The following is a 20,665-nucleotide window of genomic DNA, read 5'->3' on the forward strand; positions in this document are numbered from 1 at the left end:
ACAAGGATGCCTCTGCCGCCCTGCGCGGCGGGGGCATTTTTTTGGCCATCCTCCCCCTTGAACCAGCCTTGTGGGCACCAAGATATGGACTCGGTCGTCGCCGCCTGGCGGGGCGATCGTGATCGGAAATCGCGTTTGCCCATCCGGGACTCGCGAGACTCACATTGCTTCAAGGAGGATGTGCCATGCGTACGTTTGATCTCTCACCCCTGCTTCGCAACACGGTTGGCTTCGACCGTTTCGACCGGCTCTTCGACACGGCCTTCAACGCCGCCGACAGCCAGTCCTTCCCCGCATACGACATCGTGCGCCACGCGGAGGACAAGTACCGCATCAGCCTGGCGGTGGCCGGCTACGGCGAGAACGAGCTCGAAATCAATCAGGAAGGCCGCAGCCTGACCATCTCCGGCAAGGCCGAGGAAGTCGCTGCCGATGAAGGCACCGCGTTCCTGCACCGCGGCATTGCCCGTCGCGCCTTCACCCGCCGCTTCCATCTGGCGGACACCGTGAAGGTGGTCGGCGCCGACCTGGTGAACGGTCTGCTGCACATCGAGCTGGTGAACGAGATCCCGGAGGCCGAGAAGCCCCGCGAGATCGCCATCGGTTCCGGCCAGAAGCAGCTTTCCCAGGCCGCCTGAACCGCAGGTCATCGCTGAGGAAACGGCGATAACCAACTGAACAAGAAAGAGGCCCGCGTCGGAAACTCCAGCGCGGGCCTCTCACTTTCCGGATCAGGACAGTGCGTCGCTCAGGGCAGCGGATCGACACCCATGATGATCGGGTGCAGGTGCAGGAAGCCGATGAAGACGACCACGGCCAGCAGCAGCCGCCACCAGCCGAGCTCCCGGACCACAAGCCGGTTGCGCCCCTGCAGGATGGCGAGAAACGGGATGATTGAGGTCACGGCGCTGTAGCGGGCCCAGCCTTCGGGGTCGGCCTTGCGCCGCTTTGCATCGATCAGCAACGTCCCCGCCGCCGCGAGCACCAGAAATCCGCCGAAGAAGATCAGGGCATTGTAGTCCCCGCGCACCAGAATGTGGGCTGTACCCCAGAGCACGACGGAGACCAGGAACGGATGTCGCGTGATCCGCATGAAACCACGCGCCGGATCATCGTCCGCCGCCACGGACTGGCCGACGGAAGCCGGATTGGGCTGCGTCTGCCCGCCGATGAACAGGAAGAAACCGAGCAGGATCAGCACTGCGGCCACGTAGTTCATCACATAGGGCAGATACCATAGGTACCCGCTGAACGCCGCGGCGTTGAAGGCCATCACCACCCAGACGATGCCGGCAAGCGACAGGATGGAATAGAAGGCGAGATAGCCGCCCTGTCCCATGATGGCCACCAGCCGCCCGCGCAGGGCGCTTGAGGGCACGATGTGGATGATCAGGAAGACGGCCATCGCCAGAATCAGATGGGTCGTGGTTCCGGTCATGTCCTACCCCGCGTCGTTGGCGGCCAGCCGTGCCTCAGGCAGGTCCGCCGCCGTCTGATATCCGCCCGTGATGCCGGTGAGCCGCCTTCCCTTCTCGGTCAGGCGGCATACGATCCAGTCCGGCTTGATGGGATTGTCGAACCAGGGTGCCGCAAGCCCCCGCGCGATGCAGGTGCGCACCACATCGACCGGCACCATCTGCCCGTCCTCGTCGAACAGGGGCAGCTTCCCGCCGGGCTGGGTCAGCCCACGCGCGAGATACCGCAGTTGCGCCGCAGTCGGCACATTCCTGTCCATGATGATCGTTCTTGAAGAATCCCCGGCCATCACGGGAGGATAATCGAGAACGCGATCATTCTGGATCACTTTCGTCGGAAATTCCGGCGACAAATGCGCCGATGGCATTCAGCGTGGCCTGCGGCTGGTCCTGATGCGGTGCGTGGCCGCAATCGGTCAGCATCAGCGCCTCCGCCCTGCCCCCGATACCGGCACCGGAACCGACACCGGCGACGATCCCCTCGACCTGGGCCGCCGTGCCATAGGCGTCCGTCTCCCCCTGCATCACCAGACAGGGCACACGGATCGTCGGCAGGAATTCTTCCAGATTCCAGTGCAGGAATTCGGGATTGAGCCAGGAATCCGCCCATCCACGGAAGGCACAGTCCACATTCGTACCGTGGTAACGCTCCAGCGCCTGCCGCAGGCGTCCGGTTGCAAAGGCCTCACTTGCGGCGGCGATGGAACGGACGCTCACATCCTCGATGAAGATATGCGCCGCCATCGTGACCACGCCGCGCAGGCCCGGTGCGGCGGAGGCCCCGGCGTTGATCAGCGCAATGGAGCCACCGTCCGAATGGCCGATCAGGACATGGTCCCCGATGTCCAGGTGCCGCAGCAGTTCCGGCAGCACCGTGCGGGCATCGTCGTGCATGTAGCTGATCGGACGCGGCAAGGCGCAGGGTGCCGAACGGCCATAGCCGTAGCGGCTGTAGGCGAGCACACCACAGCCCGTGCGCGCCGCCAGTTCGTCGGGGAAGGCTCGCCAGAGGTCGACGCAGCCCAGCCCCTCATGCAGCAGCACCAGGGTCGGGGTCCGATCCCGGTGGCCGAACCAGCGATACTCGATCCTGCCCTGGCTCAACTGTGCATAGGATGGTGCATCCGTCATGGTCAGCACCGCCCGTCAGGCGGCAACGTCCGTGTCGTCGATCAGGCGGATCCATTCCTGGATCCACACCACCCCCGCTTCCTCCGGCAATTCCGCACCATTGGCATTGTGCTGTGACCGTTCACCGATGATACGGGCACCGCACCGGGTCAGCAGATCCTCGAACAGCTTGCCACCGAAATTGTAGGTCTCGCCGTAGGTGGAATCGCCCAGACCGAAGACGCCGAACCGCACACCCGACAGGTCAGGCGCTGATTCATCGATGGCTTCGTAGAAATCCAGCGCATTGTCCGGCACCTCGCCCTGTCCGTAGGTGGAGGTGACGATCAGGAACACACCGTCCCGATCGAACACGCTGGCGTCCAGATCATCCATCAGCATCATCTCGACAGGATGATCACTGACCTCCTCGATCTTTGCCTGCATGTCCTCGGCGACCATCTCGGCTGTACCGGTCATCGATCCGACAAGAATATTGATCGATGCGGACATGGCTTCCCCTCGTTTGACCGACAGCACGCTGAAAGCGGATCGTATAGACCAAACAGGGAGGCTGATCCAGCCCCCGGCCATGGCCGAAGCGGCGGGAACGCCGCCTCTTCAGGCCCCGCAGCCGGGGCCCCTGACGCAACCGGAACAAGGATCGAAAAGGGATGAAATTCGCTTCTCCGGCGACTCTAAAGCCTTCATTAACAAAATTGGCCCATTCCTTGCTGCACGGATTGCAACACCCCGCCTGGCGGGGACTTGTGTTGGCCGGGGGTCAGCGAGACATGGGGCGATAGAATCCCCTGGCGTAAACGAACCGAGGAGTAGACCAGATGTTCCGCAAGATTGCTTTTGGCGCGACCTTCGCGACCGCACTGATGATGGGCAGCATGGCCCATGCCGGCTATGACGAAGGCGAGGCACTCTACGAACAGGGCAAGTTCAACGAGGCGCTGCAGGAATTCGTGAAGGCTGGCGGCAATGGCGATGTGGAGGCTGTCTATCGTGCCGCCCTGATGTTCGAAGCCGGGGAAGGCACTGCCAAGGAAGACGCGCAGGCCATGGCCAAGGCCGCTGACTGGTTCCAGACCGCTGCACGCGCGGGCCACAAGGGTGCCATGAAGAAGCTGGCAAAGATGTTCGCCGACGGTCGCGGCAAGCCGCAGGACCCGGTGCAGGCCTGGGCGATCCTCCAGATTGCGGCCGACCGTGGTGACAAGGAAGCTGCCGCGCAGCGTGACGCCCTGGCCGAAACCATGCGCCCGGGCCAGCTGCAGGCCGGCAAGCGTCGCCTGGAGAAGATTGTCGACGCCTACGAGGGCTCCTGACGCCCCTACGCCACTCGGCGGCCAACTGCAATTTGCAACTGGCAACCGACTGACCGTCTGGTTTTGAAACGTTTTCGGGAAAACCCGGCATGTCCTCATGGATATGTCGGGTTTTCTTGTTTCGGTCAGGCGCGTTTCTCTGGGACCAGTGCGATAATACAACAAGCTGCCATTGCAACGGCGCGCAACAGGCGAGATCGGGGTGGATGAAGCCGCCCTGTCCATCCGTCCCGCCGCTGATTGGAGCCATGCAACCCGATGGGGTGGAACCGGACCGATTCAGGCCTAAACTCGGGCGACACATCAGGGGGAGGATGCGATGGGCAAGCGACTTGAAGGACGCCGGGCGTTGATCACCGGGGCCAGCCGGGGCATCGGGCGCGCCATTGCCGAAGAATATGCGCGCGAAGGTGCCGACCTGTTCCTTGTCGCCACAGGTCTGAAGCAACTGGAGGCGACGCGGGATGCCGCGCTCCAGCATGGCGGCAAGGTCGAGATACATGCAGCGGATGTCAGCGACAGGGATGCCGTCGAAGGCATGATCGCCGCCTGCATCGACCGGATCGGCGGCATGGACGTGCTGGTCAACAATGCCGGGATCTACAAGGCGGCCCGCTTCGTCGATTACACGCCCGAGGATTTCGACACGGTCATGCAGGTGAATACCTACAGCGTGTTCCATGCGATGCAGTTCGCCCTGCGCCACATGAAGGCCGCGGGCCGGGGAAAGATCGTCAACGTCGCCTCCACCGCCGGAAAGTGGGAGTCGATGAACCAGGGCATCTACAACACCTCCAAGCATGCCGTTGTCGGCATGACCCGCTGTGCCGCACTGGAACATGCCCGGGACCACATCACCATCAATGCCATCTGTCCCGGCTTCGTCGAGACGGACATGATCGACCAGTTCTCCGTCCATGCCGAACTGAACGGCATCACGCCGGAGGCCATGCAGAAGGCGCTGGTGGACCGGGTGCCGATCGGGCGCATGCTGCAACCGGTGGAGATCGCGCATCTGGCAGTCTACCTCGGCTGCAGTGAATCCGACGGCATGACGGGGCAGACGATCACTATTTCCGGCGGCATGCGGATGGGCTGACAACAGCCGTGCACGGCCACGGCGGCACAATGAACTCGGGGGAGGAAGAACAATGAAACTCGGACTGATGATCGGCTATTCCGGCGGCCAGATGGACTTGCCGGTGGAGCGTGTGCAGCGGGCAGAGAAGCTCGGCTACCACTCGGTGTGGACGGCGGAAGCCTATGGCTCCGACGCCGTGACCCCCCTCGCCTTCCTCGCCGCGAAGACGGAGCGGATCAAGCTCGGCACCGCCATCATGCAGGTCTCCGCCCGCACGCCGTCGAACGCGGCCATGTGCGCGGCGACGGTCGATGCCATGGCGGGCGGCGGACGTTTCATCGCCGGACTGGGCGTCTCCGGGCCGCAGATCGTGGAGGGCTGGTATGGCCGTCCCTGGGGCAGCCCCTATTACTGGCTGAAGGACTATGTCGAGATCATGCGCAAGGTCTTCCGCCGGGAAGAGCCCGTGACCCATGACGGCAAGCAGATCCAGTTGCCCTACACCGGGGACGGTGCGCTGGGTGTCGGCAAGCCGCTGAAGTCGATCCTGCACATGAACCCCGACATTCCGATCTACCTCGGCGCCGGGAATGAGCAGACCGTCCGCCTGTGCGGCGACATCTGCGACGGCTGGCTGCCGCTCGGCTTCACGCCGGGCACGATGCACGAATATGCGGGATGGATCGAACAGGGCTTCGAGCGGGCGCGCAAGCGCGGTGAGGAGAAGAGCTGGGACAACTTCGAGGTGGAGGCCATGATCCACGTGGAGATGGATGACGATGTGCAGGCGGCTCTCGACCGCCTGAAACCGGAGGTCGCGCTCTACGTCGGCGGCATGGGCCACAAGAACAAGAACTACCACAAGGAAATGATGATCCGGCGCGGCTATGGCGACGCTGCCGAACGCATCCAGGAACTCTATCTGGCGGGCCGCAAGGATGAGGCAACCGCCGCGGTGCCGGACGAATGGGTGGACGCGAAGAGCCTGGTCGGTCCGGCGAAACGGATCCGGGAGCGGTTCGGTGCCTGGGAGGAATCCGGTGCCACCACCGGCCTGGTCCGCACCCAGCAGGATTCGGTCGTCGATCTGATGGCGGAGGTCGCGCGGCTGAACCAGCCGCGCTGACCGCCCGGTCAGTCAGTCGGCGCGGTCCCCGTACAGGTCCCGGTCGTCGCCAAGCGTGCGCCAGCCCCTCACGATCCGCGTCCTGAACGCGGAGATGTCCTCCAGCATGCCCAGCAGCGCCGGGACCACGAACAGCACCAGCACCGAGGCCGTGGCCAGGCCGAAGACGATGGTCACGGCCATGGGGATCAGGAACTGTGCCTGCAGGCTGGTCTCGAACAGCAGCGGGATCAGACCGACGATGGTGGTGATGGAGGTGAGTGTCACCGCCCGCAATCGGTCACAGGCGCCGTCGACAATGGCTTCCATGACGGTCTGGCCATCCTTCACCCGCTCATCGATCGTGGACACCAGGATGATGGAATTGTTGACCAGGATTCCGGCCAGACCAATCAGGGCGACAAGCGACAGGATCGTGATGTCATAGCCGAGGATCAGGTGCCCCGTCACGGCACCGATCAGACCGAAGGGTATGATCGACATGACAATGACAGGTCTTGAATAGGACGCGAAGACCCAGGCAAGGATGATGTAGATCGCGGACAGCCCGACCATGGCGCCGGTCTTCATGTCGCCCAGGGTCTGCGCCTGTTCCTCGGCCTTGCCCGCAAAGCGGAAGGACAGATTGTAGCGCTGCGCGATGGCCTGTACCCGCCCGTCCGACAGGGCGGTGATGATGGCTCCCGGCTTGGTCACGGTCTCGTCGATCTCCGCGAAGATCGCGACTTCCCGCCGGCCGTCCTTGCGGCGGATGCGGGCGAAACCGGCGTCCTCCCTGAAGGAGACAACTCCTTCCAGCGGAGTTTCCGCCCCTGAGGGACTGCGCAGATACAGGTTGCGGACAGCGGCCTCTGTCGCCTCCGCCTCCGGCAACTGCACCCGGATCGTCACTTCCTCATCGTCGCGTGGAAACCGTTTCGCAATCGCACCTTCGAAGGCATTGCGGACCTGGCGGGCCACACTGTCGGTCGTGAAGCCCAGCGCGCGTCCGCGTGGGGTCAGTTCCAGGATCAGCTCCTGCTTGCCGAAGGGCAGGTCATCCTCGATATCCGACAGGCCATCGAAGCGCTGCAGTTCAAGTTTCAGTTCCTCGGCAGCGAGTTTCAGTTCCGCGATATCGTCACCACGGAACCGGATGTCCAGTTCCCGGCCCGGCGGTCCGCCGGCCCGCTCCTGCAACGTGATCCGCCGTACGCCGGAGATGCGCGGGATCTCCTCGCGCCAGATCTCGATGAACTCGTTGGTGCGGACATTGCGGTAATCGGACGCCACCAGTTCGACCTGCATCCCGCCCAGATGATCGCCGGAAACACGCTCGAAGGATCGCCCCTGACTCTGCCCGAGACGCTGGAAACTCATGACCACGATATCGCTGGTCTCCGACGCCACCCGCTTCTCGGCCCGGGCCAGCGCCCGTTCCAGTTCCAGCAGCGCGTCCTGCAGGTTCTCCCGCGGTGTGCCGGCCGCCATCTCGATATTCGCGTCTATCGTGTCGGACTCGGGATTGGGGAAGAACACGAAACCGACCCGGCCACTGGCCAGAATGCCCAGGCTGATGATCAGGGCCGCAAGGATGGCGCCGATGGTGACATAGCGGTAGTCCAGCGCCGCGACGACAGCGCGCCGGAACCGACCGTCGCGAAGCTGGTTGAAGCGGGTATCGAACCAGAGCCGGAAGCTCTCGTAGCGACTGTTTCCGGAACCGGGTTCGGCCCGCATCGCACCACGCAGATGACCGGGCAGCACGAAGAAACATTCGATCAGACTGGCCACCAGCACCGCCACAACCACAAGCGGGATGGCCACGATGATCTGCCCGATCACGTCGCCGATGGCAAACAGGGGCATGAAGGCGGCGATGGTGGTCAGCGCGGCGGCTGTCACGGGCGCAAGCATGCGCAGCGCCCCCGCCTCCGCCGCGTCCACGGCGCTCATGCCCTGCTGGCGCAGATGCGCGGCATGTTCACCAACGACAATCGCATCATCGACAATGATGCCCAGCGTCATGATCAGGGCGAACAGACTGACCATGTTGATGCTCTGGCCGCTCCAGAGCATCACTGCCCCGGTGGCAAGGATCGCCACCGGAATGCCCATCGCCACCCAGAAGGCGATGCGCCCCGACAGGAAGACGAAAAGCACGATCAGCACCAGCACCAGGCCGCTGAGACCGTTGCGCAGCAGCAGGTTGATGCGGTCGGAGATCAGGGACGCCTGTATGTCGTACTGCCTGATCTCGATGTTGGGTGGCAGGACGCCCCTTATCTCCTCCAGATAGGCGTTGACGATGGCTGCTGCCTCCAGCGCATCCGTGGTCAGCGACCGCTGCACGATCATCTCGATTGCCGGATTCTCTCCCCGCCCTCCGACCGGCTGGCGGCTGTCAAAGCTCTCGCGCACCTGGGCCACGTCACGCAGGAAGATCTTCTCTCCGTTGGGAGCAGACGCGACCTCGATCCCCGCCACTTCGTCGGCGCGCTTCAGTTCCCCGAGGGAGCGCAGCTGCTTCTCCGAGGTGCCGCTCAGATCACCGGACGGCAGGTCGACCGACGTGTCGCTGATCTGCTTGGAGAGATCGCCAAGTGTCAGGTCGAGGCGGCGCAGGGACGACGGCGGGACATCCACATGGATCTCCTCGTCGCGCTTGCCGAAGAAGTTCACCAGGTCGATGCCGCGGTCCAGCAGCCCGTCCCGGACGTGCTTGGCCAGCGCCTTCAGTGTCGCTTCGGACACCGGACCGGAGATCGAGATGCGAGAGATCAGATCGTAGCGGATGGCGCGCTTGATCAGCGGCTCCTCTGCATCCTCGGGCAGGGTGGTGATGCCGGATACCGCCGCATCCACGTTCGACAGGGCGGACTGCATGTCCGAACCGGCCTGGAACTCGACAACAACCACCCCGGATCCTTCCTGGGAGTAGCTGTTGACCTCCTTCACGCCGTCAATGAAGCGGACCTCCGGCTCGATCGCGGAGACGATGCTGGAATCCGCATCCTCCGCACTCGCACCGGGCCAGGCGACGGTGATGGTGATGAAGTCGAGGCCGGTATCGGGAAAGAACTGGGTATTGAGCTTCTGCAGGCTGAACAGCCCGGCTATCAGCATCAGGGCCATCAGCAGATTGGCTGCGTTGGGATGCCGGACGAAGATCCGGACCAGATCGGCGGGGTTCATCGGCTGGAAACCTTTGTCGGCACCGGGTCTGCCTTGTCCGATTCCATGTCCGCGCTCCGGACCAGGACGCCCGGCCCGATCTCGTTGAACCGTGTCAGGACGATGGTGTCTCCGTCGTTCAGTTCCCCCGTGACGATGACGTCATTGTCGGCACGGGCCAGCGGTGTCACCGCGCGACGCTCCAGCCGGTCATCAGGCCCGACGACAAAGACATGGTTCTCGTCGTGCAGCGCCACGGAAGGGATGCGGATGGAATCGGGAAACCGCCTGTCGGGCAGCTCGATGCTCACGAACGCCCCCGGACGGATCGGCAGGTCCAGCCCGTCAGCCGCTAGCAATGCGTAGAAGGTCACGCCGCCGGTTTCAGGCCTGATCTCTGCCGTGATGCGGGCGATGACGGCATCATAGGCAAGCTTCCGCTCCCCCACGGTCCAGACGACCTTCGCCAGCCGACCATCCAGACCGCCGTCCGCAAGCAGGCGGCCATACTGGGCATCCGACAGATGTCCGCGCGCCTCCAGCTGCGCCGCGCCGACCAGCCGCGCGATCCTGTCATTGACGCTCACACGCTGTCCCAGCTGGGCATTGACCTCCGACAGGAAGCCATCGAACGGCGCAACCAGGCGGGTCCGCTCCAGGTCCCGCTCCGCCCGCTCCAGTTCGATGCCCAGGCGTTGCAGCGCCGCGCGCTGCTGGACGACGCGTGCATCGTTGCTTTTGACTGCTGCCTCCCGCCGCGCCACCGTCTGGCGCTGCCGCGTCAGCTCGATCTTGGCCTGGTCCAGCGACTTGTCGGAGATGTTGCCGCGACCATGCAGTTCCGTGGTCCGGTCCAGGTCACGCTGCAGCAGGACCAGCATTTCCTTGTCCTGGGACAGGGAAATTGTTTCCGAGTCCCTATTGGCCTCGGCTTCCGCGATACGGGCCCGCGTTTCGGAAATGGTCGCCTTCAGCTCGGCAATCGCCGCCTCGTACTCGAAGCGGTCGATCTCGATCAGCAGGTCGCCCTTGGCGACCGCCGCGCCATTGCGGAAATAGTCACCAACTGCGGCGATCTCACCCTGCACCAGCGCCCGCATCTCGCTGCTGCGCCCTGCGGCCAGTTCACCGAAGACCTTCATGTGCGGCTGGTGATCGTGGCGCGCCACGATCAGCGTCTCAACATTCCAGACCCGCTCCACCGGTTCGGTGGGCTCCAGGCGGGTCCGGGTCGCCACGAGAAGCACGGCAATCAGCACCGCAACCACCAGCAGCGCGCCAAAGCCCGCAAGATTGACGGCGAATTGGCCGCGCGGGCGCCTGATCTTGATGCTTGCCATGAACTGCCCTGTCCTGCTGACGTTTGCGTCAAGGATATAGAGTGCCGGGGCCGACGCCACAACGCGACCGGTATGCACGGTTACAACTGGTCACAATACCGTGGCGAGATGACTGCCTTGCATTCGGTACAGCCCAGCCGCCACTCTGGTACAGGTTCGAAAGCAATCCGGGATCGGGAGAAACAGGTGCAGCATCCAGGCATGCAAACCGTGCGACGCATGTCGCAACAGCAGAAGCTGACCGCCGACCTTTGCGTCATCGGGTCGGGGGCTGCGGGCCTGTCTGCGGCGCTGGAGGCCCGTGCACTGGGTCAGTCGGTCGTCCTTGTAGATGCCGCACCACAGATCGGCGGACAGGCCGTGAACTCCGCCATCGGCACCATCTGCGGCCTCTATGCCAACGGACCTGCGCCGGGTCGCGTCACGCATGGCGTGATGGACCCCTTGCTGGAAGAGATGACAGCCAACGGCCAGGCCACCGCCCGCCGGGCCCGCAATACGCTGATCGTCGACTATGCCATCAACGGTTGGATGCGCTGGGTGGAGCGGCAGATTCTTGAAACCGACGTCATGCCGGTCACCGGCGCAGTGCTGCGCGGGGTGGAGAAGAACGACCGCCGCATCAGCACCCTGCAGCTCGCGACACGCTGGGGCGACATGGTGATCGAGGCCCAGAGCTTCGTCGATGCGTCGGGCGACGCGGTGCTCTCCTGGCTGGCCGGTCTGGACCTGAACCAGTCCGACACGGACATTCACGGCACGATCATGGCGGTGTTCGAAGGCGTGGATACCGATATCGTCAACGAGATGCCGCGGGAGACCTATCACGCTGCAATGCGCGCGCGCGGCGCGGAATTCGGCCTGGTGCGCCATGACGGGTTCCTTTTCCCGCAGGCGGAGCCGGGCAAGGTTCTGGCCAACATGACCCATATCGAGACCCCGCAGGACCCTGTCGGCCTTGCCCGGGCGGGAATGCAGGGCCGGGCGCAGGTGGACGGCCTGCTTGCCCTGTTCAAGGCGGAGTTTCCGGAAGCCTTCGGCAATGCCCGTGTCGCGACCTATGGCCAGCCCGGCATTCGCCAGACCCGCACCATTCAGGGCCGCAGCCGCATCACGGTCGATGGTGTGCGCGCCGGGCACCGCCCCGACGATGCCATCGCCCGCTGCTCCTGGCCCATCGAGCTGCATACGGAAATGGCGGACACGCACTGGGAGGTCTTCGCCGACGACCACATGCACTGGATTCCCTTCGGCGCCATGGTGCCCGAGGGACTGGACAATGTGGTCACGGCCGGGCGTTGCATCGACGCCGAACCAGCGGCCCTCGCCAGCGTGCGGGTCATGGGCCCCTGTTTCGCCATGGGACGCGCCGCCGCCAACGCCGCCGCGCTGGTGGGCGCGGGATCATTCCACCAGATCGACGTGGCCGCCCTGCAGACCGCCATCGACGACAACCTGTCCCTGACGAAGGATGATCCCTGGACCGCCGGCTTCGTCAGCGAACGCGGGCGCGAAGCAGACGGGGCCTAGGCAGATGCCCGGCCGTTCACCAGATCGACTTGCCTGATCCGGGCAGGCCGAGTCGGGACCATTTCTCGTCGATGGTGCGGATGACCTCATCGGTCATGCGGATCTTGGTGCCCCATTCCCGTTTCGTCTCCGGCGGCCACTTGTTGGTGGCATCCAGACCGATCTTCGATCCCAGCCCGTCCTCGGGTGAGGCGAAGTCGAGATAGTCGATGGGGGTATTCTCGATCACCGTGATGTCGCGGGCCGGGTCCATGCGGGTGGAGATGGCCCACATCACATCCTTCCAGTCGCGGGCATTGATGTCGTCGTCCACGACGATGACCCACTTGGTGTACATGAACTGCCGCAGATAGGACCAGACACCCAGCATCACGCGCTTGGCGTGGCCCGGATAGGCCTTCTTGATGGAGACGACGGCGATGCGGTAGGAACAGCCCTCCGGCGGAAGCCAGAAATCGACGATCTCCGGGAACTGCTGGATCAGCAGCGGCACGAAGACATCGTTCAGCGCCTCCCCCAGTACCGACGGCTCGTCGGGCGGGCGACCGGTGAAGGTGGACAGGTAGATCGGGTCCTTGCGCCGGGTGATGGCGCTGACCGTGAAGACCGGGAACTTCTCGACCGCGTTGTAATAGCCGGTGTGATCGCCGTAGGGGCCTTCGTCTTCGTAGTCTTCCAGGCTGACGTGCCCCTCCAGCACGATCTCGGCATGGGCGGGCACCTTCAGCGGCACTGTCTGGCAGTCCACCAGTTCCACCTTCCGACCGCGCAGCAGCCCGGCGAACTGATATTCGGACAGCGTATCCGGCACCGGCGTCACGGCGGCCAGGATGGTGCCCGGATCGGCACCGATGACCACGGCAGCAGGCAGCGGCTCCGGCTTCTCCGCCGCCCAGCGCCGATGATGCTGCGCGCCGCCCCGGTGCTTCAGCCAGCGCATGATCGTCCTGTTCCGCCCCAGCACCTGCATCCGGTAAATGCCGAGGTTGAAGTCATCCTCCTTCGCCTCGGAGGGGCCCTTCGTCACCACCAGCGGCCAGGTGATCAGCGGCGCAGGCTCCCCCGGCCAGCAGGTCTGGACCGGCAGTTGCGTCAGGTCGATCTGGTCGCCGGTCTGGATCACGTCATGGACAGGACCGTAGCCGATGGTCTTCGGGCGCATTGCCATCACCGTCTTCACCAGCGGCAGCTTGTCCAGCGCATCGAGGAACCCGGCAGGCGGTTCGGGCTGACGCAGGAAGGCCAGCATCTCGCCGACACTGCGAAGTTCCTCGGGCCTGCGATCCATTCCCATCGCCACCCGTTCGACCGTACCGAACAGGTTGACCAGAACCGGCATGGCGGCGGGAGAGCCATCGGCATTCACCGGGTTCTCGAACAGAACCGCCGGACCGCCCTCCGCCAGCAGACGGGTCTGGATCTCCGTCATCTCGAGCACCGTCGAGACCGGCTCGCTGACGCGCACCAGATCGCCCTTGCGCTCCAGCCTGGTGATGAAATCGCGCAGCGACTGATCGGTCACGCGGACGCACCCGGCAGGGGCCGCAGGGTCGATTCCTCACGGCTGTAGGGCACGAATCCGATCCGCTGGTACATCGGCAGGGCGGAGGGGTGATCCTTCGTGCATGTATTGACGGTGATGCTCTCGGGCCCGCGCGACCAGAGTTCGCTGACAGCCCAGTGCAGGAACCAGCCCCCCAGCTTGCGCCCGATGAACTCCGGCATCAGACCGAAGTAGGCCAGATCAGCCTCATCCGGCAGGCCGCGAAAGTCGAGTTCGGCAAATCCCGCAGGCACACCCTTCACATAGAGCACCATCAGTTCGACATCGCGGTCCTGGATGATGGCGGCAAGCTCCTCGTCCGGCATGTAGCGCCGGTTGGTCCAGATCCAGCGTTCCCCGACCGTGTTGTAGAGATAGCGGTAGAAATGAACCGTCGGCTGCTCCGCCCGCATGATGGCATGCGGTGTCGCGGGCGCGGGCGGTGTCGGGCGTGTCGGCTGGGCCGCCATCCGCAGGTAGGTGATGGTGATCGGAATCAGGTCCTCATCCGCCTGCGCCATGATGCCTACCGCTCCACCGGCGTGTCTTCCCGACCGCCCCATTCGGTCCAGGACCCGTCATAGACCGCGACCTGGCGGTGCCCGACCAGATGCAGGGCAAGGGCCAGAACGCAGGCAGTGACGCCGGAGCCGCAGGTGGTGATCACCGGCTTCTTCATGTCGAGGCCAGATGCGGCAAAGACCTCTTTCAGGGCCTCCGGCGGCAGGAAGGTTCCGTCTTCCTTCAGCAGGCTCGGATAGGGTGTGTTCAGGCTGCCGGGGATATGGCCGCCGCGCAGTCCCTGCCGCGGCTCCGCCTCGCTGCCATCGAAACGGCCGGGGGAGCGGGCATCCAGCACCTGTTCGCGCCCGCTCTTCACGTTCGCCAGCATCTGGTCCACGTCGCGGACCAGGAAGCTGTTGAAACGGGCCGAGAGGTGGCGTTCACGCGGAACGTCGGGCAGATCCGCCAGCGGACGATTCTCCGCCTTCCACTTCGGCAGCCCCCCGTCCAGCACCGAGACATCGTCATGACCAAAGGCGCGGAACGTCCACCAGACCCTTGACGCCGCGGTACAGCCGGCACCGTCATAGACGACGATGCGGACACCGTCGCCCAGGCCCAGCCTGCGGCAGCGGGAGGAGAACTTCTCCGACGACGGCAGCATGTGCGGCAGGTCGCTGTCGGTATCGGCGATCTCGTCGATATCGAAGAAGACGGCACCGGGAATATGTTCCGCCGCGAACTCTGCCTTCGGGTCCCGTCCCAGATGGGGCATGTACCAGGATGCATCGACGACGCGCACATCGGGTGCATCGATATGCCGGGCCAGCCACTCCGTGGAGACCAGTGATTGCGGATTGGAATAGCCCATTGTTTGGCCCCTGCTGGATTGTTGCCTGTCGTTGTCGCTGTTCAGGACGCGAACTGGATACTGACGCGCCGGTTCTGCCGGCCCTTCTTCTCGATCTTGCGTACTTCCACGGCACCGATCTCGCCGGTGCGGGCAACATGCGTGCCGCCACACGGCTGAAGATCCATGCCCTCGACCTCGATCAGCCGCACATGCCCGGCGCCGGTCGGGGGCTGCACGGACATGGTCTTGACCAGGTCCGGCTGCGCCGCCAGTTCCGCGTCCGTGATCCAGCGCATGCTGACCGGCGCGTCGCGCGCGACCAGTTCGTTCAGTTTCGCGGTGATCTCGTCCTTGTCCAGAACCGCCTCCGGAATGTCGAAGTCCAGACGGCTCTTCTCCGCGCCCACCTGACCACCCGTGACGGGATAGGTCAGGACGGCGGAAAGCAGATGCAGGCAGGTATGCATGCGCATGTGCGCGTGGCGGCGGTCCCAGTCGAGTTCCAGCGTCACCGCCGAACCGACCTCGGGCAATGCTTCCCCTTCCGCCGGAACATGCACGATCCCGTCAGGCGTCTCGCCCTTCACGGTGGTGGCAATGCGGATGGAAGTGCCGTCGGTGCAGCGCATGGTGCCGCTGTCACCGGGCTGCCCGCCGCCGGTCGGATAGAAGATGGTCCGGTCGAGCACCACGCCGCCCCGCTCCGTCACCGCCAGCACGGTCGCGTCACACGATTTCATATAGGCATCGTCGCGAAACAGGGCGTCGGTCATCAGGGGCTCCCGCACGGAATTGCGTCAGCCCCCGGAATTAGTCCAACCAGGGCGGGGTCGGCAAGCCTTTCTCCTTCAGGAAGGCCGGATTGTAGAGGCGGCTGAAGTACCGCTGCCCGCCGTCACAGAGGATGGTGACGATGGTGTGGCCGGGGCCAAGCTCCCGCGCCAGCCGGATGGCGCCTGCCACATTGATGCCGCTGGACCCGCCGAGGATCAGTCCTTCGTGCTGCGCCAGGTCGAAGGTTGTCCGCACCACTTCCTCGTCCCCGATGCGGTACGGATGATCGACCGACAGCCCCTCCAGATTGGCGGTGATGCGCCCCTGACCAATGCCTTCGGTGATCGATCCGCCCTCGGACTTCAGCTCGCCGTGGGCATAATAGTGCCACAGGGCCGCGCCATGCGGATCGGCCAGACCGATCTTCACGTGCCGATTGCGTTCCTTCAGCGCCATGGCGACACCAGCCAGCGTGCCGCCCGTACCTACGGCACAGATGAAGCCGTCGACCTTGCCGTCCGTCTGTTCCCAGATCTCCGGACCCGTGGTGTCGATGTGACCCTGGCGGTTGGCAACATTGTCGAACTGGTTGGCCCAGATGGCCCCGTTGGGGTTGCTGGCCGCGATCTCCTCCGCCAGGCGCCCGGAATATTTCACGTAGTTGTTCGGGTCACGATAGGGAACGGCGGGAACTTCGCGCAGGTCGGCGCCGCAGATCCGCAGCATGTCCTTCTTCTCGTCGCTCTGGGTCTCGGGAATGACGATGACACACTTGTAGCCCCGGGCCGCGGCGACCAGTGCCAGGCCAATGCCGGTATTGCCCGCCGTGCCCTCGACAATCACGCCGCCCGGCTTCAGCAGGCCACGCTTTTCCGCGTCGTTGATGATCGCCAGCGCCGCCCGGTCCTTCACCGATCCGCCGGGATTGAGGAATTCCGCCTTGCCCAGGATCTCGCACCCGGTCTCCTCGGATGCCCTGTTGAGACGGATCAGCGGTGTATTTCCAATCGACCCGACGAAGCCTTGTCTGATATCCATTTTTTTCTCGTACAATTCCATGAAGCGCGAACTCCTACGGGATTTAGGACAGACTACAGGGAAGGTAAAGCGGACAGGGAACGGTCGGGCGGGAAGTTCAGATACTGCCCGCACGCTCCACGACCAGCACCCGCGCGCCCCCCAGCGGATGAGCGACATGCTCGTCCCCGGCCTGGGCGTGGAAAATGTCGCCCGGCTCCAGACGATGGACAGTGACCGTGCCGCTTGCGTCGCGCACCTTCATGTCGACCCGGCCATCCACCACCACGAACACTTCCGGCCCGTCGTTGACGTGCCAGATGTAGGGCTGATCGGTCCAGTGCAGGCGCACGGTTGCGGTGTCGAACTTCTCGATGTCCAGCGCATCCCAGGCACTCTCGCCCGTGTACTCATTCGGTCGGATCACTCGCAACGGACGAAACTCCGGATGGGGGCAACAACGCCTTCATGCGCATGCGCGAATGCCGCGCGGCCTTTTCCGGAGCAGACGATGATCGGGAAGCTGGAGGATGGCAAGTGTGCCCTTGCCCGGCTCGCTCTCCAGCAGCAGTTCGCCATCATGCCGCTCGGCAAGCACGGCGGAGAGCGGCAGGCCGAGACCGGTCCCCTCGCGTCCTGCGGTGAGCTGGGACTCCACCCGCCCGAAGGGTTCGAACGCCTTCGCGATCTGGGACTTGTCCATGCCAATTCCCGAATCCTGGACCCGCAGTTGCGGTCCGGACGGATCAAGGCGCACATCGATCAGGATCGAGCCTCCATCATCCGTGAACTTCATGGCGTTCGAGATCAGGTTCAGCATGATCTGGCGTATTCTGAGATGGTCCACCCGCAGCATGACCGGTTCCTTCGAGAGGCAGACACGAAACGCCATTCCCCGCTGTTGCGCCCGGGCACTGAAGTACCTTTCGCATTCCCGCAGTAGTTCATTGGCATCCAGCGTGGTCTCGCGCAGTTCGAACTGGCCCGCTTCGTGCCGCGACAGGTCGAGGATGTCGGAGATCAGATCCAGCAGATGAACGGCAGCACCCCGAATGTCGCCGGCATATTCGCGGTACTTCGGCGGATTCAGGGGCCCCAGCGTCTGATGCATCATCATCTCCGAGAAGCCAATGACCGCGTTCAGCGGTGTCCGGAGTTCATGGCTCATGTTGGCAAGGAAATTGGTTTTCGCCTGACTGCCCTTCTCGGCCTCCTCCTGCGCACGACGTATCGTCTGCTCCACCTGCTTGCGTTCGGTGATGTCGAGCAGGATCCCCTCGAAGACAGCCCGCCCGATCCTGTTCAGCCGTGCCCGCATGGTCAGGGATACCCATGTCGCCGACCGGCGCGCGTGCAGGATCCTGAACTCCATGTTCCAGGAAGCCTGAGACCTGTCACCCAGTTCGAACCGTTGCCTGACCTCCTCCCTGTCTTCAGGATGAACCTGTCGCAGCAGGTTCGCGAGGTCACCGACGAAATGGTCCGGCTCCAGTCCGGTCAGATCGCGGATGCCGCCGTTCCGGTAGTCGAAGATGAAGCTGCCGTTCGCCAGTTCCAGCCGGCGCAGGATCGCGCCCGGAAGATGCTCGGCCAGACGCTCGAAGCGCGCCTCACTCTCCTTCAGCTTCAGACCCCGGTCCACGAACTCGGTCATGTCCGAGAAGACGATCAGGTGGCTGCCATCCTCGGTCTGCCGGGCCGTGACCCGGTACCATTCCGACCCACGAATGCTCAGCATCTCTGCCGCCCCCTGCTTGCGCAGCAGATGCAGGACCGACCCGGCCAGATCAAGGCCGATCACACCGCTTTCGCTCCGTCCATTGTGGGCTGCGACCATGTTTGCCAGATCGCCAAGGTCCATCAGGCCGCCAGATCCCTGTCGTTGTGTCACTTCAGGAAATATCTGGCGGGCAATGTCATTGCAGGTGATCAGCCGTTCTTCGGCATCAAACAGAAAAAGGCCGTCATCCAGTGATTCCATCACTCTCGAGATGTTCTGCCCGACCGCCTGCTCCCGCAGTCTGCCCGTTCTGCTGCCAGTGCGCCCGAACGGCGTCGCAGCACCCAGCACCGCGATCGCGGCGGCGGTCCCTGTGGTCGCCATCAGCAGCCAGGCACTGTCATGGGAGAGTTCAGTGAAGCTGCTGCTTGCGAACACCAGCATCGAGGTCGCGAGACCGGAGAGAAGGGCATAACTCACGGGGTGGCGACGCACGTAAGCGGAAAAGGCCGCAGACACGCCCATGAACTGTCGGATCGCAGCAACGAAATTCGGCACCGATCTTCCCCTGCTCTCCGGCCTGGAACATAAGCCGGGGCATCGTGACGGTGCAAAATTAAGCTTTTGCTAATTACGATTTTATTACAGCGCCTTAACTCTCTCGTACCCGGCCAGCGCGCGCGCCCGCGCCTCGGCGTGATCCACGACCGGCCTCGGATAGTTCTCGCCCAGTTTCACACCCGCGTCCCGGAGCACGGCATCAGGCGCGGTCCAGGGGGCGTGAAGGTACCTGTCGGGCAGATCCTGCAGTACGGGCAGCCAACGGCGGACATAGGCACCATCGGCATCGAACTGCTGCCCCTGCCGCACGGGATTGAAAATGCGGAAATAGGGGGCGGCATCCGCGCCGGAACCGGCAACCCATTGCCAGCTCGCCGCATTGTTCGCCAGATCGGCATCGACGAGCGTGTCCCAGAACCAGTCCGCACCATGACGCCAGTGGATCGCGAGATGCTTGATCAGGAAGGATGCCACGACCATCCGCACCCGATTGTGCATATAGCCGCTGACCCAGAGTTCGCGCATGCCCGCATCAACCAGCGGATAGCCGGTCTGCCCGCTCTGCCAGGCCTTCAGGGCCTCCGGATCATCGACCCAGGGAAAGGCATCGAAGGACTCACGCCAGTTCTTCTCCGGCAGTGTCGGATAGTGAAACAGCAGGTGATGGGCGAATTCGCGCCATATCAGTTCCGCGCGGAACTTTCCGACGGACCGGGCACCTTCGGCTTCCCGGTGATCGAGGGTCTGCCATATCGACCGGACACTGATCTCGCCGAAATGCAGGTGCGGGGAAAGCCGCGACGTGGTTTCGCCCGCCATCTGGTCGCGTGCCTTCGCATAGTTGTCGAGCGCATCATCCAGGAACGCCCCGAAGCGTCTGCGGGCGCCGGTCTCGCCGGGTGTCCAGCGCTCTCTCAGGCCACCCGCCCAGTCCGGTGTCGTCGGCTGCAGCGCCCACCCTTCCAGCTCATCGCTGGCGGGCCAGTTCTCCGGGGCCGTCAGTGCGTCAGGTGTGGTGAGAGGCTGGTCCGGCGCACCCTTGCGCAGGCAGGCCTTCATGAAGGGCGAAAACACGCGATAGGGACCATCGTCACCGGTACGGATCGTCCAGGGTTCGAAGGCCAGGTTGCCGGGGAAACTCTCCACGGCCACACCGGCATCCTTAAGGTCCGACTTGAGTGCCGTGTCGCGGCGGATCGCCAGAGGTTCGTAGAGGCGGTTCCAGAGGACGGTATCCGCGCCGGTCTCCCGCACCAGGTCCCGGATGGCCTGACCTGACGCGCCGGACCGCAGCACAAGCCGACTGCCCTTCCCCCGCAGACTCTCGTCCAGATCCGCAAGCGAATGGTGCAGCCACCAGCGGGAGGCACCACCCGGTCGCCAGTCCCCGGCACCACTGTCATCCAGCACGAAGACCGGAATGACAGGCGCGCCGGTGCTGACAGCCGCGGTCAGGGCCGGATTGTCAGCCAGCCGAAGATCCTGGCGAAACCACACAAGAACAGGTTTTTCGGACACACGCCCCCCGATGATCAATCAGG

At 64.1% G+C, this 20,665-nt stretch carries 19 protein-coding genes; 5 read left to right on the forward strand and 14 right to left on the reverse strand.

The genetic code is table 11. The annotated features are described in order from the left end of the window. Window positions 1–185 precede the first annotated feature (185 nt). Complete coding sequence (locus tag QGV55_RS11435; protein ID WP_281016684.1) at window positions 186–638, forward strand: Hsp20 family protein; 453 nt, start codon at window positions 186–188, stop codon at window positions 636–638. Window positions 639–748: 110 nt separating this feature from the next. Here the strand turns inward: QGV55_RS11435 and QGV55_RS11440 are convergent, their stop codons facing one another. From QGV55_RS11440 to QGV55_RS11455, 4 genes are read right to left on the reverse strand one after another with little or no spacing between them, the layout of a single operon-like run. Beyond that, window positions 749–1,438, reverse strand: coding sequence for an NnrU family protein (locus QGV55_RS11440; RefSeq protein ID WP_281016683.1), 690 nt, complete (start codon window positions 1,436–1,438; stop codon window positions 749–751). Between the two features lie 3 nt (window positions 1,439–1,441). Next, window positions 1,442–1,735 (reverse strand): hypothetical protein, encoded by a 294-nt coding sequence (locus tag QGV55_RS11445; RefSeq protein WP_281016682.1) that lies wholly within the window; start codon window positions 1,733–1,735, stop codon window positions 1,442–1,444. A 55-nt stretch (window positions 1,736–1,790) separates the two neighbouring features. Next, the gene (locus QGV55_RS11450) at window positions 1,791–2,606 is read right to left on the reverse strand and encodes an alpha/beta hydrolase (RefSeq protein WP_281016681.1); all 816 of its coding nucleotides are present in this window, start codon (window positions 2,604–2,606) and stop codon (window positions 1,791–1,793) included. A gap of 15 nt (window positions 2,607–2,621) precedes the next feature. Next, window positions 2,622–3,098 (reverse strand): flavodoxin domain-containing protein, encoded by a 477-nt coding sequence (locus QGV55_RS11455; RefSeq protein WP_281016680.1) that lies wholly within the window; start codon window positions 3,096–3,098, stop codon window positions 2,622–2,624. A gap of 329 nt (window positions 3,099–3,427) precedes the next feature. Here QGV55_RS11455 and QGV55_RS11460 point away from each other — a divergent pair, with 329 nt between their 5' ends. The 3 genes from QGV55_RS11460 to QGV55_RS11470 all read left to right on the forward strand — a co-directional run bounded on the left by QGV55_RS11460 (window position 3,428) and on the right by QGV55_RS11470 (window position 6,129). Next, entirely contained in the window at window positions 3,428–3,922 is a 495-nt protein-coding gene (locus tag QGV55_RS11460) for a tetratricopeptide repeat protein (protein WP_281016679.1), read from the forward strand. Window positions 3,923–4,241: 319 nt separating this feature from the next. Then, on the forward strand, window positions 4,242–5,021 hold the full coding sequence (locus QGV55_RS11465; RefSeq protein WP_281016678.1) for an SDR family NAD(P)-dependent oxidoreductase: 780 nt from the start codon (window positions 4,242–4,244) through the stop codon (window positions 5,019–5,021). Window positions 5,022–5,073: 52 nt separating this feature from the next. After that, window positions 5,074–6,129 (forward strand): LLM class F420-dependent oxidoreductase, encoded by a 1,056-nt coding sequence (locus QGV55_RS11470; RefSeq protein ID WP_281016677.1) that lies wholly within the window; start codon window positions 5,074–5,076, stop codon window positions 6,127–6,129. Window positions 6,130–6,141: 12 nt separating this feature from the next. Here QGV55_RS11470 and QGV55_RS11475 read toward each other — a convergent pair whose 3' ends face one another. Both QGV55_RS11475 and QGV55_RS11480 read right to left on the reverse strand, forming a co-directional pair. After that, a complete protein-coding gene (locus QGV55_RS11475; RefSeq protein WP_281016676.1) occupies window positions 6,142–9,303 on the reverse strand; it encodes an efflux RND transporter permease subunit in 3,162 nt (1,053 codons plus the stop codon). Then, complete coding sequence (locus QGV55_RS11480) at window positions 9,300–10,622, reverse strand: efflux RND transporter periplasmic adaptor subunit (RefSeq protein ID WP_281016675.1); 1,323 nt, start codon at window positions 10,620–10,622, stop codon at window positions 9,300–9,302. The genes QGV55_RS11475 and QGV55_RS11480 overlap by 4 nt, the downstream gene beginning before the upstream one ends. 201 nt (window positions 10,623–10,823) lie before the next feature. On the opposite strand from QGV55_RS11480, the gene QGV55_RS11485 reads away from it, so the two are divergent. Further along, window positions 10,824–12,152 (forward strand): FAD-dependent oxidoreductase, encoded by a 1,329-nt coding sequence (locus tag QGV55_RS11485; protein ID WP_281016674.1) that lies wholly within the window; start codon window positions 10,824–10,826, stop codon window positions 12,150–12,152. 16 nt (window positions 12,153–12,168) lie between these two features. Here the strand turns inward: QGV55_RS11485 and QGV55_RS11490 are convergent, their stop codons facing one another. From QGV55_RS11490 to QGV55_RS11525, 8 genes are all read right to left on the reverse strand, one after another. Further along, window positions 12,169–13,674: a UbiD family decarboxylase gene (locus tag QGV55_RS11490; protein ID WP_281016673.1), complete on the reverse strand. Its 1,506-nt coding sequence runs from the start codon at window positions 13,672–13,674 to the stop codon at window positions 12,169–12,171. Next, the gene (locus tag QGV55_RS11495; RefSeq protein WP_281016672.1) at window positions 13,671–14,216 is read right to left on the reverse strand and encodes a GNAT family N-acetyltransferase; all 546 of its coding nucleotides are present in this window, start codon (window positions 14,214–14,216) and stop codon (window positions 13,671–13,673) included. The genes QGV55_RS11490 and QGV55_RS11495 overlap by 4 nt, the downstream gene beginning before the upstream one ends. A gap of 5 nt (window positions 14,217–14,221) precedes the next feature. Next, window positions 14,222–15,070: a 3-mercaptopyruvate sulfurtransferase gene (gene sseA, locus QGV55_RS11500; protein WP_281016671.1), complete on the reverse strand. Its 849-nt coding sequence runs from the start codon at window positions 15,068–15,070 to the stop codon at window positions 14,222–14,224. 41 nt (window positions 15,071–15,111) lie between these two features. After that, window positions 15,112–15,825: an alanyl-tRNA editing protein gene (locus QGV55_RS11505; protein WP_281016670.1), complete on the reverse strand. Its 714-nt coding sequence runs from the start codon at window positions 15,823–15,825 to the stop codon at window positions 15,112–15,114. A 37-nt stretch (window positions 15,826–15,862) separates the two neighbouring features. Continuing rightward, entirely contained in the window at window positions 15,863–16,864 is a 1,002-nt protein-coding gene (locus QGV55_RS11510; protein WP_281016669.1) for a cysteine synthase A, read from the reverse strand. A 97-nt stretch (window positions 16,865–16,961) separates the two neighbouring features. Then, a complete protein-coding gene (locus QGV55_RS11515; protein WP_348637611.1) occupies window positions 16,962–17,276 on the reverse strand; it encodes a cupin in 315 nt (104 codons plus the stop codon). A gap of 33 nt (window positions 17,277–17,309) precedes the next feature. After that, a complete protein-coding gene (locus QGV55_RS11520) occupies window positions 17,310–19,121 on the reverse strand; it encodes an ATP-binding protein (protein ID WP_281016667.1) in 1,812 nt (603 codons plus the stop codon). Window positions 19,122–19,205: 84 nt separating this feature from the next. Continuing rightward, window positions 19,206–20,621 (reverse strand): deoxyribodipyrimidine photo-lyase, encoded by a 1,416-nt coding sequence (locus QGV55_RS11525; RefSeq protein ID WP_281016666.1) that lies wholly within the window; start codon window positions 20,619–20,621, stop codon window positions 19,206–19,208. Window positions 20,622–20,665: the final 44 nt, after the last annotated feature.

This window comes from Minwuia sp. IMCC3009 (genome assembly GCF_029909415.1).
Classification (GTDB): domain Bacteria; phylum Pseudomonadota; class Alphaproteobacteria; order Minwuiales; family Minwuiaceae; genus Minwuia.

What these genes read in the sequence shown, in the direction of transcription:
- QGV55_RS11435 (WP_281016684.1), top strand. Translation starts at nt 186, where the DNA reads ATGCGTACGTTTGATCTCTCACCCCTGCTTCGCAACACGGTTGGCTTC.
- QGV55_RS11440 (WP_281016683.1), bottom strand. Translation starts at nt 1,438, where the DNA reads ATGACCGGAACCACGACCCATCTGATTCTGGCGATGGCCGTCTTCCTG.
- QGV55_RS11445 (WP_281016682.1), bottom strand. Translation starts at nt 1,735, where the DNA reads ATGGACAGGAATGTGCCGACTGCGGCGCAACTGCGGTATCTCGCGCGT.
- QGV55_RS11450 (WP_281016681.1), bottom strand. Translation starts at nt 2,606, where the DNA reads ATGACGGATGCACCATCCTATGCACAGTTGAGCCAGGGCAGGATCGAG.
- QGV55_RS11455 (WP_281016680.1), bottom strand. Translation starts at nt 3,098, where the DNA reads ATGTCCGCATCGATCAATATTCTTGTCGGATCGATGACCGGTACAGCC.
- QGV55_RS11460 (WP_281016679.1), top strand. Translation starts at nt 3,428, where the DNA reads ATGTTCCGCAAGATTGCTTTTGGCGCGACCTTCGCGACCGCACTGATG.
- QGV55_RS11465 (WP_281016678.1), top strand. Translation starts at nt 4,242, where the DNA reads ATGGGCAAGCGACTTGAAGGACGCCGGGCGTTGATCACCGGGGCCAGC.
- QGV55_RS11470 (WP_281016677.1), top strand. Translation starts at nt 5,074, where the DNA reads ATGAAACTCGGACTGATGATCGGCTATTCCGGCGGCCAGATGGACTTG.
- QGV55_RS11475 (WP_281016676.1), bottom strand. Translation starts at nt 9,303, where the DNA reads ATGAACCCCGCCGATCTGGTCCGGATCTTCGTCCGGCATCCCAACGCA.
- QGV55_RS11480 (WP_281016675.1), bottom strand. Translation starts at nt 10,622, where the DNA reads ATGGCAAGCATCAAGATCAGGCGCCCGCGCGGCCAATTCGCCGTCAAT.
- QGV55_RS11485 (WP_281016674.1), top strand. Translation starts at nt 10,824, where the DNA reads ATGCAAACCGTGCGACGCATGTCGCAACAGCAGAAGCTGACCGCCGAC.
- QGV55_RS11495 (WP_281016672.1), bottom strand. Translation starts at nt 14,216, where the DNA reads ATGGCGCAGGCGGATGAGGACCTGATTCCGATCACCATCACCTACCTG.
- sseA (WP_281016671.1), bottom strand. Translation starts at nt 15,070, where the DNA reads ATGGGCTATTCCAATCCGCAATCACTGGTCTCCACGGAGTGGCTGGCC.
- QGV55_RS11505 (WP_281016670.1), bottom strand. Translation starts at nt 15,825, where the DNA reads ATGACCGACGCCCTGTTTCGCGACGATGCCTATATGAAATCGTGTGAC.
- QGV55_RS11510 (WP_281016669.1), bottom strand. Translation starts at nt 16,864, where the DNA reads ATGGATATCAGACAAGGCTTCGTCGGGTCGATTGGAAATACACCGCTG.